We start from the raw sequence: 12381 nt of genomic DNA, 5'->3' as shown, positions 1-12381 counted from the left end.
CGGCACAACCGTCTGGCCCGGATCCTGGCCAACTCTCTGGATGCCGCCGCGGGGCCGGACTGGAACGCCGACACGGACTTCGACGTCCGGCTGCAGGACGTGCCGCTCACCAATCGCCGGCCGGACGTCGTCGTGTATCGCGCGGACACGCTCGATGTCACGCCCACTAGGCCCGAGCATGTGGTGCTGGTGGCGGAGGTTGTCTCGCCGGGGTCGGAGACCACCGACCGGATCGTGAAGACCGACCAGTACGCCAAGGCCGGCATCGCCTTCTACTGGCGGATCGAGCAGGCCGCGACGGGCGTTCCCCTGGTGTACACCTACGTCCTCGACCCCGCGACGAAGACCTACCGGGAGGGTGATGTGTTCACCGGGGTCGTCAAGGTCGCGGCTCCGTTCCCGGTGGAGATCGACCTCGGTCAGATCTGACCGAAGCCCAGGTCAGGTGGCTTCTGGCCTGGGCTTTCGTGATCGTCGTGAGCGAAGGCGACCGTGGGACGCGGCTTCGCGGGAGTGCTGCCATGGGCGCCGTCCGGCCGGTACCGCGGCCGTCGCCGGCCTGCGCTCGCCGGCGCCGTCCGTCTGGTGCCTACACGGGCCAGTGGTATGCCAGGGAGAAGTCGACGGTGGCCGCGTAGGCGAGGTACAGGACCCAGCCGCCGGTCACGATGCGGAAGGCCCCCAGTGCGCGTTCGCCCAGCTTGATCCCGATCGAGGCGAAGAAGTCACAGAAGTAGACCGCGAACAGTCCGAGGAACAGCAGGCCCACCGGCCAGTCACCGACCTTGAAGAACACCGTGGCACCCATCGCGGAGATCACCATGAAGGCGACGGACATGCCGGTGTTGGTCTGCGGGTCATTGCCGCGGTAGCGGTTCCAGCCGAGCGCGAACCAGTGAATTCCGTAGGCGGAGAAAGCCAGCGCCGCCATATACAACTGCGGTGACTTGGTGAATACCTGGAACCAGGTCAGTCCGATGAAGAGAATGATGCCCACGATGAACTGGCACAGGCCGGGCATCCACAGTCCCCAGACGCCGAGGGCCCGGTCCGTGGCGTCGCTCTTTTTCGGGTATCTGAACAACTCGTGCGGGCCGTATATGAGGAATCCGGTCCCGAGACCGAAGAATCCGAGGGCCAGGGGCGGAAAGGCCGAGGCGGAGAACGTCACGTCCCCACTCCTCCTTGGAAGAAGAACCGACAACGGGTGTGCGCGACCGGCGCCGAGGGCGCCGTACCCTCCACGGACGGAATGCGCCGCGAGTCGCACGCGTGTGCGAGACCTGGTGCTGTGGGAGACGGACAGCCGGGCACGGAGACGTCGAGAGCCCCCTGTTTCCGTGCCCGGCGCTGCTCTGTGGAAGACGCGCCTAGCGGAGCGTCTTGGCCAGGTAGTTGAAGACGGTCTGGTGGAGCAGGTACATCGCGCCCTCGTGGCAGTGCTCGCCCGCGCCGTCGGCGTTGCGCATCAGAACGTGCTCATGCGGTGCGCGCAGTTCCGCGGAGAGCTTGGTCGCCTGGCCGGCGAAGACCTTGTCGTTCTCGCCCTCGAGGATCAGGACGGGCGTCTGGATCTTGTGGACGTCGTCCATGGCCAGGGTGTAGTCGCGGGTGCTGCGGACGTACTCGGCGAAGTTCGAGACCCCGTTGACCCACACACCGTTCTGAAGGCCCCAGCGGGCGTTGGTGTCGTCCTTGATCATCGCCTCCAGCAGCGGGAGCGCCTCATCGTCCCGCTTCTCCTCGACGAGGCGCAGCGTGTCGGTGGGGATCGGAGGGTACGACGCGTAGAAGCTGATCAGGCCGTCGTTGCACACGATCGCCGCCGACCGGTGGTCGTGGGCGGCGTACCGCGCCACGAGGTATCCGCCCAGGCTGTAGCCGAAGTGCGCGATCTTGTCGTTGTCGATCTCCGGCACGGTCAGGGCGTAGTCGACGACCGGGCCCAGCACGTTCTCCCAGTCCGGCCGGTACGGCACCTTCTTCTCGCGGATCATCCAGCCCTGGCCCGGCCCGTCGTAGGCCAGGAAGTTGTAGCCGCGCCGCAGCGCCGCGGCGCCGATGACCCAGTAACCCTCCTCGCGGGTGGAGTCGAAGCCGTTGGTGTAGATGACGGTCGGCCGGGGTTCCCCGCTGTCGTCCACGAGGAAGAGGTAGCCGGGGATCTCGCCGCCCTCGTAGGGGATGGTCACCTCGCGGAACGGGCCGTCCAGCAGGGCGCCCGCCTTGACGAGGTAGTCCTTGGACAGCCGGGACAGTTCGAGGACCTGGGGGTCGTTGAGCGGGTCCCTGCGGCGGTAGAACTCGGCCGACCGGTAGTAGCTGGACGCGCGCAGGAAGGCCTCGCGCGCGCTGACCGGGTCGCCTGCCTGCAGTGAGTCCTCACCCCGCTTCGCGGTGCGCTCGGCGGTGGCCTTCCAGGCCGCGGTCCACGCGTCCTCGTCCCCCTCGGGAATCTGCGCGGTGGTCACGATGACCTCGCCGATGTCGGCGCCGGCGTCCCCCGCGAATCCCGCGGCGCGCAGTGTCTCGAACTTGAATGCCTGGTCCTTGAAGATGAACTCCACGGAGAAATCCCTTCACTCGGGCGGGCTTGGTTGCCCTGCCTCCACGCTCGGCGTCCGGGTGTGGTCTTCGACGGGGTGCATTGGTGATGCGCCATCGGAGAACGTGATCGCCGTTGATAAAACCGTAGCTCCCGTCCAGACTGTCCGAATTTTCCCGAGGGGCCGAGGGGAACCGCGGTCTTGTAGCGATTTTTGATTGACGGGCTGGTTTAGTTGCTGGTGATAAGCGCGGTGATGCCCCCGGAATCCGGCCGGGACTTGCGCCGAAACCCGTTCGAGAAGTGCACTGCCAGGCATTGAAGGTGCGCGCACGTCGCATCAGCGGCCTTCATGGCCGCCCTGGTGCGCACTGCTCGACGCGGTGGGGATGCCGTGGTCCACGCCGATCGGCGCACTCCCCGGCCGTGAGCCCCGTCGTGCCGTAGGCCCGCGCCCGGCCGGCCGCTTTGCCGTGTCCATGCCCTGCTGGGAGCGGCCCCGCGTCCGGCCGGGGACCCCGTCACCCACGTGGTTCATACGAGTCGCGCGCGCTCTGCCCCCGGCACAAGATCGAGGAACGCTGACGTCGCGTCACCCGCGGCCGGCGCCGCCCTCTGCCCCCGCGTAAGGAGAAGTGCGCAGGATGACCACAACGTCTGAACGCCTGTCAGGACCGCTGACCCGCCAGATGACCAAACGCGTCTCCCAGTCCGTCTTCGACGGCTCCCGCCTGCGGGTCGTTCTGCTGTTGGACATCTACGACGGAGCCCAGCAGCAGTTCCTGGAGGCGTACGAGCATCTGTGCAGCCAGGTCGCGTCCGTGCCCGGACATGTCAGCGACCAGCTCTGCCAGTCGATCGAGAACCCCTCCCAGTGGCTCATCACCAGTGAGTGGGAGAGCGCGCCGCCGTTCCTCGACTGGGTGAACAGCGAGGAGCATGTGCAGATGGTGCGGCCGATGAACAGCTGTATCCGGGACACCCGGTCGCTGCGCTTCCACATCGTCCGCGAGACCAGCGGCGCGGCTCCGGCCGAGTCCGGCACCCGTCGACTGCAGGTGGCGCCCAGGATCGGTGACGGCAGGATCCGCCACGCGCTCAGCTTCACCGTCAAGCCCGGCAGCGAGGCGACCGTCGCCAAGATCCTCGCCAACTACGCCCCGCCCGAGGCGCAGGTCGACAAGAAGACGCGGCTGTGCCGCACCTCGCTGTTCATGCACGGCAACCGGGTCGTACGGGCCATCGAGGTGGAGGGCGACCTGCTCGCCGCGCTGCGTTACGTCGCCCAGCAGCCCGAGGTGCGGGCCGTCGAGGAGGCCATCAACCCCTACCTGGAGCAGGAGCGGGACCTGGGCGACCCCGAGGCCGCGCGGGTGTTCTTCGCCCGGGCCGCCGTCCCCGCCGTCCACCATGTGACGGCGGACGAGGAGTGCCCGGAGGCGGTGCGGCAGGCGCTGTACTACCCGGCCCGTCCGGGCCGCGGGATGCAGCTCGCCCGGCTGCTCGCGGAGCAGGACGAGGCGTCGGCGAACGACCCGAACTGCCCGGTCTGCCGCAGCACCATCTTCCAGCGCGACGAGATCGTGGTGCGCCTGGTCGACGTACGGGCCGGCCTCGACGGCGACCCGGGTCGCTCCCTCGGCGCGGACTCCGCACGGGCGGCGGAGCTGATGTCCCTCCTCGACGGCGAGGCCCTCGGCGGCGACGGCTCGGCGCTGAAGGCCGGCGACGCCGCGCAGATCTTCAAGCTCGCCCGCATGGAACTCGTCACCGACCGCCGGTCGGACCAGGCCTGACCGGCACCCGCGGGCCGTAGCGGCCGCGCCCCCCTGTCGACGCAGCACACCACCGGAGGAACGACGTGATCAAACCCCGGCCACGGATCGTGAATCTCAGCGAGACCGAGCCCAACACCAAGCGCGGAGGCGATCTGCGCGCCATGCTCACCCCGGCCACGGTCGGCTCCACCAGCGGTTTCATGGGTGTGGCCCTCGTGCAGCCCGGCGACCGCATCGGGGAGCACTACCACCCGTACTCCGAGGAGTTCGTCTACGTCATCTGCGGGCGCCTGGAGGTGGACCTGGACGGCGAATCCCAGCCGCTGCGGCCCGAGCAGGGGCTGCTGATCCCCGCCTATATGCGGCACCGCTTCCGCAACGTCGGTGACACGGAGGCCAGGATCGTCTTCCATCTGGGTCCGCTGGCCCCGCGCCCGCAGTTGGGCCATGTCGACACCGAAGGGACCGACGCGGTCGCGGCGCCGGCGGCCGAGGCCGGCGCCGGCCGGCCGGCCGAGCGAGACCAGGTCCGTTCATGACCCGGCGGGTGGCGGTCACCGGCATAGGTGTGGTGGCGCCGGGCGGCATCGGCGTACGGGCGTTCTGGGACCTGCTCTCCAGCGGCCGTACCGCGACGCGGGGCATCACCTTCTTCGACCCGTCCAGCCTGCGGTCCCAGATCGCCGCCGAGTGCGACTTCGACCCGACGGCCCACGGGCTGGACGAGGAGCAGATCGCGCGGTGCGACCGGTACATCCAGTTCGCGCTGGCGGCCGGGGCGGAGGCGGTGCGGGACGCCGAACTCGACACGGAGCGGGAGAACCCCTGGCGGGTGGGGGTCTCCCTGGGCACCGCGGTCGGCGGCACCACCCGCCTGGAGCACGACTACGTCCTGGTCAGCAACCACGGGGAGCGCTGGGACGTGGACCCCCGCAAGGCGCAGCCGCATCTGCACCGCGCGTTCTCGCCGAGCACCCTCGCCTCGACGGTGGCGGAGCGCTTCGGGGCCCGCGGGCCGGTGCAGACCGTCTCCACGGGTTGCACCTCCGGGCTCGACGCGGTCGGATACGCCCTGCACACCGTCCAGGAAGGCCGGGCCGACGTGTGCCTGGCAGGTGCCTCGGACTCGCCGATCTCCCCGATCACCATGGCGTGCTTCGACGCGATCAAGGCCACCTCCCCGAACAACGACGATCCCGCCCACGCCTCCCGTCCCTTCGACAACAACCGTGACGGGTTCGTCATGGGCGAGGGCGGCGCGGTGCTCGTCCTGGAGGAGCTGGAGCACGCCCGGGCCCGTGGGGCGCGCGTGTACTGCGAGATCAGCGGCTACGCCACCTTCGGCAACGCCTACCACATGACCGGTCTGACCAGCGAGGGCCTGGAGATGGCGCGGGCGATCGACGAGGCGCTGGACCATGCGCGGCTCGACGGCTCGGCGATCGACTACGTCAACGCGCACGGCTCGGGCACCCGGCAGAACGACCGGCACGAGACCGCGGCGGTGAAGAGGGCCCTGGGGCACCACGCCTACGACATCCCCATGAGCTCCATCAAGTCGATGGTGGGGCACTCCCTCGGGGCGATCGGGGCGATCGAGGTGGTGGCCTGTGTGCTGGCCCTGGACCGCCAGGCCGTACCGCCCACCGCCAACTACGAGACCCCGGACCCCGAGTGCGACCTGGACTACGTGCCCCGCGCGGCCCGCGAGCGCAGGCTGGACAACGTGCTCTCCGTGGGCAGCGGGTTCGGCGGGTTCCAGTCCGCGGTGATCCTGACCCGGCCGAGGGAGAGGACACGATGAGCGCACCGCACGCACGGCGCGCCGGCGTCACCGGAATCGGCGTCGTCGCGCCCAACGGAACGAGCACCGACACCTTCTGGAAGGCCACTCAGGCGGGCCTCAGCGTCCTGGACCGGGTCACCCGGGAGGGCTGCGAGCATCTGCCGCTCCGCGTGGCGGGCGAGGTCCGCGTCTTCGAGCCGGCGGCGACGATCGAGGAGCGCTTCCTCGTCCAGACCGACCGGTTCACGCACTTCGCGATGGTCGCGGCCGATCTCGCGCTGGAGGACGCCCGGTTCGGCCAGGCCGATCTGAGCGGCACTCCGTTCGTCGCCGGGGTGGTCACCGCGGCCGGGTCCGGGGGCGGCGAGTTCGGGCAGCGGGAGTTGCAGCGGCTGTGGGGGAAGGGCAGCCGTTTCGTGGGCCCGTACCAGTCCATCGCCTGGTTCTACGCCGCCAGTACCGGCCAGATCTCCATCCGCCGCGGGTTCAAGGGCCCCTGCTCGGTCGTCGCCGCCGACGAGGCCGGCGGTCTCGACGCCCTCGCGCACGCCGCGCGGGCGGTGGGGCGTGGCACCGACGTGATCGTGGCCGGTGCGACCGAGGCGCCGCTGGCTCCCTACTCGGGGGTCTGCCAGCTCGGGTACGAGGAGCTGAGCACGGCCGCCGATCCGGCCCGTGCCTACCGGCCGTTCACCGCCGACGCCTGCGGGTTCGTGCCCGCGGAAGGCGGCGCGATGCTGGTCGTGGAGGAGGTGGGCTCGGCCCGTGAGCGGGGCGTGCCCGTGCGTGCCACCCTCGCGGGGCACGCGGCCACGTTCACCGGGGCCTCCCGCTGGGAGGAGTCCCGGGCGGGGCTCGCCCAGGCGATCCGCGGCGCCCTGGACGAGGCCGGCTGCGCTCCCGAGGAGATCGACGTGGTCTTCGCCGACGCCCTCGGCGTACCGGCGGCGGACCGTGCCGAGGCGCTGGCGATCGCCGACGTTCTGGGCGCGCACGGCAGGCGGGTCCCCGTCACGGCGCCCAAGACGGGGATCGGACGCGGCTACTGCGCGGCGCCCGTACTGGACACCGCCGCGGCGGTGCTCGCGATGGAGCACGACCTGATCCCGCCCACGCCCCATGTGGTCGATCCCTGCCACGACCTCGACCTGGTGACCGTCCGCGCCCGTCCCGCCGAGCTGCGCACGGCGCTGGTCCTCAGCCGGGGGCTCATGGGCTCGAACTCGGCGCTCGTGCTGCGGCACGGAGCCGCCGACGCCTCCTAGCGAGGCATCCCGCAGCACACCACGACCGCTCGTACCCATCCCTGCGGAAAGCAGCACACCGCAGCACACCTCAGTGAAGGAGAGGCACCGCATGAGTGACCGCATCACCGTGGAAGAGCTGGCCGAACTGATGAAGACGGCCGCCGGGGTCACCGTGGCCCCGCAGGACCTGGAGGAGAGCTACGACTCGGGTTTCGAGGCCCTCGGCATCGACTCGCTCGGTCTGCTCGGCATCGTGGGGGAGCTGGAGAACCGGCACGGCACCCCGATGCCGCCCGACGCGGAACGCTGCAAGACCCCCCGGCAGTTCCTCGACCTCGTCAACACCACCCTCATGGCGGGAGCCTGACATGGCCGGACGCACCGAGAACGCCATCACCATCGCCGCCCCGGTCGACCTCGTCTGGGACATGACCAACGACCTGGAGAACTGGCCGCGGCTGTTCAGCGAGTACGCCTCCTGCGAGGTCCTCTCGCGCGAGGGGAACCGGACGACCTTCCGGCTGACCATGCACCCCGACGAGAACGGCACGGTGTGGAGCTGGGTCTCGGAGCGGGAGACGGACCGCCCCACGCTCAGCGTCAAGGCCCGCCGCGTCGAGCCGGGTCCCTTCGCGTACATGAACATCCGGTGGCAGTACGAGGAGGTCACCGAGGGCACCCGGATGGTGTGGACGCAGGACTTCGAGATGAAGCCGGAGGCGCCGGTCGACGACGCCTGGATGACCGACAACATCAACCGCAACTCCAAGGTCCAGATGGCCCTGATCCGGGACCGGGTCGAGCAGGCCGCCGCCGAGCACCGGCCCGCGCCGGCCCTCACCGACTGAACCGGACGGACCGGATGGACCGGATGGACCGGACGAACCGGATGGAAAGGACAGGCCGATGCACCAAGCCCTGATCGTCGCCCGGATGGCCCCGGGCTCGGCCCCGGACATCGCCAAGGTGTTCGAGGACTCCGACCGGGGAGAGCTGCCGCATCTCGTCGGGGTCACCCGGCGCAGCCTCTTCCAGTTCGGTGACGTGTATATGCATCTCGTGGAGGCCGATCAGGACCCCGGCCCCGCCATCGCCAAGGTGGCCGGGCATCCGGAGTTCCGGGGCATCAGCGAGCGGCTCTCCGCGTACGTCAGCGCCTACGACCCCGCGACCTGGCGCTCGCCCAAGGACGCGATGGCGCAGCGCTTCTACCTCTGGGAGCGGGATGCCACTTCCTGAACCGCCCATACGACCACCGGTCGCCGGGCCCGCGCGAGGAACGCGGACCCGGCGACCGGTGCTGTGCGCACCGTTGCTGTGCGCGGTGCGGCCCCGCCGCGGCGGGGTCAGGCCGGGACGGTGCAGTCGAAGGCGTGCAGACAGGGGTTGACCGGGCGGACCGTGCCGACGACCAGTCCCGCGGCGGTCAGCCGGTCGACCATGCTCCCGGTGGTGTTCGCGACCGACGAACACCAGGGGTCGCGGTCGTCATGTGCCGCCTTTCCTCTCTGAATCCGCCGGTGGGGGGTGGGTCAGCCGGTACCGGGGCCGGCCGGTCGGCACAGTCCCGCGGGGGTGGAGGTCCCGCACAGATTGCTCTGGAAGACGTTGTTCTTGCCCTTGGCGGCGTTGACGAGGTCCGCGGGGGAGTTGTGCCGCAGCACGTTGCCGCTGATCCGGTTCCGCGCGCTCGGGGCGCCGACCATGCTCTTGACGAGCACGACCCCGCCGGAGAAGGGGGACCGGCCCACGTTGCCCGTGATGTCGTTGCGCGTCACGAGGGTGTCCTCGGTGCCGGTGAGGGCGATCCCGACGCCCTGGAAGGCGGGCAGCCGCTTGCTCTTCGGACAGGACTTGTTGTTGCCGTAGACGTGGTTGTCGCTCACGGTCAGGGCCCCGGTCCGCGGGGTGTTCTCGTCACCCACGGCGAACAGCCCCGCGCAGTTCGCGGTGAGTTCGTTGTCCGCCACGGTGAGGTTCCTGAGGCGGCGGAGGGTGACGCCGACGTGGTTGCCCTGCAGGTCGTTCCGGGCGATCATCGTCCCCTGGGCGTCCATGGCGCCCTCCTCGGTGTCGACCGCGTTGGCGAGGAACAGGCCCGCGTCGCCGTTGTCCCGGGCTCTGTTGTCCAGGAACACCGCATGGGTGGAACGTTCCTGCGCGAGCCCCCACCGCCCGTTCTTCTCGGCGGTGACGTCGGTGACGGTCAGCCGGTCGGTGTACGAGGACCACAGCCCGTTCCTGGGGAAGCCGGACAGGGTCAGTGCGGAGATGGTGGTGCCGTCGACGGTGCGGCCCTTCTGTCCCTCCACGCAGATCCCGGTTCCGGCCTTCGCGCAGGCGTTCCCGCGCGACGCGGTGTCCGGTGTGATCACGGTGGAGGGTCCCGCGCCGGCCAGGGTCAGCCCGGACGTGGTGATCCTCACGCTCTCGCGGTACGTGCCGGGGGAGAGCCGGACGGTGTCCCCGTAACGGGCGGCGTCCACCGCCTGCTGGATCGATTCCCCGGGGTGCACCCGGTGGGTGGTGGGTTCGGTGTCGGGCGGTGCGGCGCCCAGTCCCGAACCGACGAGGGCTGCTGCGCACGCCAGGGAGGCGATATGGCGTTTCGTCATATTCTGTACGCTATGACCCCTTATAAAGGGGAGAAAGCTGGAACGTCCATCTGGTGGTGTGTCCCTTGGAACGTTGAACGTGCGTGCGAAAAGAAGTGCGGCGCGCCCGTGTCCGACGGCGCCGCCGCAGGCCGTTCTCCCTCCGGGAGCCGCGCGGCCCGCGCCCGATCCCCGGGTGCTTCCGGCTCCAGGGGGTGGCCCGCTCGCCAAGCACATCGGCCGGGTGGCCGACCATACTGGCGTACGTGGACACGGTGATACCGCTGAGGCGGGGACTCGGAGCAGTGGCGGCCTACGTCCGCAGCGCCCCGGGGACCTACCTCTGGCTGGCCGTCCTGTTCGTCACCACCGTCGCCCTGCACCATATGCCGCCGCAGGTCGAGGAGGAATTCCTCCGTCAGCGGTCCACCAACATCCACGAGCTGTCGTCCCATCCCGTCCACGCGTTCATCGCCAGCGCGATGTGGGTCGAAAGCGGGCACTGGCTGCCGTACGCCGCGCTCTACACCGTCTTCCACGCGCAGGCGGAGCGCTGGCTCGGCACCGCGCGCTGGCTGGTGGTGTGCGTCGCCGCACACGTCCTGGCCACCCTCGCCAGCGAGGGCGCCCTGCTACTGGCGATACGCCGGGGGGTCGCGCCGCTCTCCGCCGCCAACACCCTGGACATAGGGGTCAGCTACGCACTGGCCGGGGTCGTCGCGGTGCTCACCTACCGGATCGCGGCACCCTGGCGTTACGCGTATCTGGCGGTCGTCCTGACCGTGTACGCCGTCCCCCTGGTCCTCGCTCCCACCTTCACCGATTTCGGCCACGGCATATCGGTGCTGATCGGTCTCTGCTGCCATCCGCTGACCCGGGACCGGAAAAAAGCATGGAATCCGAAGGAGACACTGGCCGCTCTCAGGAGTTAACGTCCGGCGCATGAACAGCGCAGCGAGCGGTGTCGTCAACGGCGGCATCTCCTTCTGGTACGCCGACGACGGCCTCCCCGCCCCGCGGGAGCCCCTGCCCGGGGACGCGACCGCCGACGTCGTGATCGTGGGCGGCGGCTACACCGGTCTGTGGACCGCCTACTACCTGAAGAAGGCGGCCCCCTTCCTGCGCATCACCGTGCTGGAGCAGAAGTTCTGCGGCTACGGCGCCTCCGGCCGCAACGGCGGCTGGCTCTACAACGGCATCGCGGGCCGCGACCGGTACGCGCGACTGCACGGCCACGAGGCCGCCGTACGCCTGCAGAAGGCGATGAACGAGACGGTCGCCGAGGTCGCCCGGGTCGCCGAGGAGGAGGGCATCGACGCCGATGTGCGCGCCGGCGGCGTCCTGGAGGTCGCGTACACCCCCGCCCAGCTCGCCCGCCTGAAGGCGTTCCACGAGCACGAGCTGTCGTTCGGCGAGAAGGACCGTGAGCTGTACGGCGCCCGGGAGACCGCCGAGCGGATCAGGGTGGCGCACGCGGTCGGCTCGACCTGGACCCCGCACGGAGCGCGGCTGCACCCGGTCAAGCTGGTCAAGGGCCTCGCGGCGGCCGTCGAGGCGCTCGGGGTGACGATCCACGAGGGCACACCGGTCACCGAGATCCGCCCCCGGCACGCGGTGACGCCCTACGGCACGGTCCGCGCGCCCTATGTCCTGCGCTGCACGGAGGGGTTCACGGCGTCGCTGAAGGGGCAGCGACGCACCTGGCTCCCGATGAACTCCTCCATGATCGCGACCGAGCCGCTGACCGACGCGCAGTGGGCCGAGATCGGCTGGGAGGGGTGCGAGGCGCTGGGTGACATGGCGCACGCGTACATGTACGCGCAGCGCACCGCCGACGGCCGGATCGCGCTCGGCGGCCGCGGCGTGCCCTATCGCTTCGGCTCCCGCACGGACAACGACGGCCGTACCCAGCCCGCCACCGTCGAGGCGCTGCACGAGATCCTGGTCCGCTTCTTCCCCTCGCTGGCCGGGGTGCGGTTGGCCCACGCCTGGTCGGGCGTGCTCGGGGTGCCGCGCGACTGGTGCGCGACGGTCACCCTGGACCGTTCGACGGGGCTCGGCTGGGCGGGCGGGTATGTCGGCTCGGGCGTCGCCACCACGAACCTCGCCGCGCGTACCCTCCGCGACCTCGTCCAGCAGGACTCGGGCCAGGCCGGCGGGACCGCTCTGACCGAACTGCCGTGGGTGAACCACCGGGTGCGCAAGTGGGAGCCGGAGCCGCTGCGCTGGCTCGGGGTGCACGGCATGTACACCACCTACCGCACCGCGGACCGGCGTGAACTCACCGCTCCGGGCACCGAGTCGTCGGCGCTGGCGCGGTTCGCGGACCGGGTGGCCGGGCGGCACTGACCACCCGTTCCCCGCCTGTCGGACGCGGGATCGGACGATCGCTCCACGACGTCCGCGCTGATCGGCGCGGGCGGGGGCGGGG

At 70.4% G+C, this 12381-nt stretch carries 13 protein-coding genes and 1 pseudogene; 10 read left to right on the top strand and 4 right to left on the bottom strand.

Features of this window, described 5'->3' with window-relative positions; translation table 11 throughout:
• Positions 1-429 (top strand): Uma2 family endonuclease (locus ACWD5Q_RS05255; protein WP_451425650.1); only part of this gene is annotated, 429 nt, incomplete at its 5' end.
• A 160-nt stretch (positions 430-589) separates the two neighbouring features.
• Here the strand turns inward: ACWD5Q_RS05255 and ACWD5Q_RS05250 are convergent.
• Positions 590-1171, bottom strand: a complete 582-nt coding sequence (locus tag ACWD5Q_RS05250) for a hypothetical protein (protein ID WP_451425649.1) — start codon at positions 1169-1171, stop codon at positions 590-592.
• Positions 1172-1370: 199 nt separating this feature from the next.
• A complete protein-coding gene (locus ACWD5Q_RS05245; RefSeq protein ID WP_451425648.1) occupies positions 1371-2567 on the bottom strand; it encodes an alpha/beta hydrolase family protein in 1197 nt (398 codons plus the stop codon).
• Between the two features lie 622 nt (positions 2568-3189).
• On the opposite strand from ACWD5Q_RS05245, the gene ACWD5Q_RS05240 reads away from it, so the two are divergent.
• The 7 genes from ACWD5Q_RS05240 (at position 3190) to ACWD5Q_RS05210 (ending at position 8595) form a co-directional block, all read left to right on the top strand.
• A complete protein-coding gene (locus tag ACWD5Q_RS05240) occupies positions 3190-4341 on the top strand; it encodes a SchA/CurD-like domain-containing protein (RefSeq protein ID WP_451425647.1) in 1152 nt (383 codons plus the stop codon).
• A gap of 65 nt (positions 4342-4406) precedes the next feature.
• The gene (locus tag ACWD5Q_RS05235) at positions 4407-4862 is read left to right on the top strand and encodes a cupin domain-containing protein (RefSeq protein ID WP_451425646.1); all 456 of its coding nucleotides are present in this window, start codon (positions 4407-4409) and stop codon (positions 4860-4862) included.
• Positions 4859-6127: a beta-ketoacyl-[acyl-carrier-protein] synthase family protein gene (locus tag ACWD5Q_RS05230; RefSeq protein WP_451425645.1), complete on the top strand. Its 1269-nt coding sequence runs from the start codon at positions 4859-4861 to the stop codon at positions 6125-6127. Before ACWD5Q_RS05235 ends, ACWD5Q_RS05230 begins: the two co-directional genes overlap by 4 nt.
• Positions 6124-7374 carry a ketosynthase chain-length factor gene (locus ACWD5Q_RS05225; protein ID WP_451425644.1) on the top strand — a complete coding sequence of 417 codons (1251 nt, stop codon included), beginning with the start codon at positions 6124-6126 and terminating at the stop codon, positions 7372-7374. The genes ACWD5Q_RS05230 and ACWD5Q_RS05225 overlap by 4 nt, the downstream gene beginning before the upstream one ends.
• A gap of 91 nt (positions 7375-7465) precedes the next feature.
• Complete coding sequence (locus ACWD5Q_RS05220; protein WP_451425643.1) at positions 7466-7723, top strand: acyl carrier protein; 258 nt, start codon at positions 7466-7468, stop codon at positions 7721-7723.
• 1 nt (position 7724) lies between these two features.
• Entirely contained in the window at positions 7725-8204 is a 480-nt protein-coding gene (locus tag ACWD5Q_RS05215; RefSeq protein WP_451425642.1) for an SRPBCC family protein, read from the top strand.
• Between the two features lie 58 nt (positions 8205-8262).
• Positions 8263-8595 (top strand): TcmI family type II polyketide cyclase, encoded by a 333-nt coding sequence (locus tag ACWD5Q_RS05210; protein ID WP_451425641.1) that lies wholly within the window; start codon positions 8263-8265, stop codon positions 8593-8595.
• Positions 8596-8702: 107 nt separating this feature from the next.
• Here ACWD5Q_RS05210 and ACWD5Q_RS05205 read toward each other — a convergent pair.
• Together ACWD5Q_RS05205 and ACWD5Q_RS05200 are read right to left on the bottom strand one after the other, a co-directional pair.
• Positions 8703-8813, bottom strand: a pseudogene (locus tag ACWD5Q_RS05205) (methyltransferase); the annotation flags it as partial.
• Between the two features lie 75 nt (positions 8814-8888).
• The gene (locus ACWD5Q_RS05200) at positions 8889-9971 is read right to left on the bottom strand and encodes a right-handed parallel beta-helix repeat-containing protein (protein WP_451425640.1); all 1083 of its coding nucleotides are present in this window, start codon (positions 9969-9971) and stop codon (positions 8889-8891) included.
• Between the two features lie 245 nt (positions 9972-10216).
• Between ACWD5Q_RS05200 and ACWD5Q_RS05195 the strand changes: the two genes are divergently transcribed.
• A complete protein-coding gene (locus ACWD5Q_RS05195; RefSeq protein WP_451425639.1) occupies positions 10217-10882 on the top strand; it encodes a rhomboid-like protein in 666 nt (221 codons plus the stop codon).
• Between the two features lie 10 nt (positions 10883-10892).
• A complete protein-coding gene (locus ACWD5Q_RS05190) occupies positions 10893-12299 on the top strand; it encodes an NAD(P)/FAD-dependent oxidoreductase (protein WP_451425638.1) in 1407 nt (468 codons plus the stop codon).
• Positions 12300-12381 lie beyond the last annotated feature (82 nt).

The sequence above is a fragment of the Streptomyces sp. NPDC002513 genome, from assembly GCF_053595355.1.
Note: the sequence above shows the minus strand (reverse complement) of the source record. Positions and strands in the feature narration are given on the sequence as shown.

Bases quoted from the DNA above. Each gene is read 5' to 3' on its own strand.
- ACWD5Q_RS05240 (WP_451425647.1), top strand. From the start codon at position 3,190: ATGACCACAACGTCTGAACGCCTGTCAGGACCGCTGACCCGCCAGATG.
- ACWD5Q_RS05200 (WP_451425640.1), bottom strand. From the start codon at position 9,971: ATGACGAAACGCCATATCGCCTCCCTGGCGTGCGCAGCAGCCCTCGTC.
- ACWD5Q_RS05225 (WP_451425644.1), top strand. From the start codon at position 6,124: ATGAGCGCACCGCACGCACGGCGCGCCGGCGTCACCGGAATCGGCGTC.
- ACWD5Q_RS05220 (WP_451425643.1), top strand. From the start codon at position 7,466: ATGAGTGACCGCATCACCGTGGAAGAGCTGGCCGAACTGATGAAGACG.
- ACWD5Q_RS05190 (WP_451425638.1), top strand. From the start codon at position 10,893: ATGAACAGCGCAGCGAGCGGTGTCGTCAACGGCGGCATCTCCTTCTGG.
- ACWD5Q_RS05215 (WP_451425642.1), top strand. From the start codon at position 7,725: ATGGCCGGACGCACCGAGAACGCCATCACCATCGCCGCCCCGGTCGAC.
- ACWD5Q_RS05230 (WP_451425645.1), top strand. From the start codon at position 4,859: ATGACCCGGCGGGTGGCGGTCACCGGCATAGGTGTGGTGGCGCCGGGC.
- ACWD5Q_RS05210 (WP_451425641.1), top strand. From the start codon at position 8,263: ATGCACCAAGCCCTGATCGTCGCCCGGATGGCCCCGGGCTCGGCCCCG.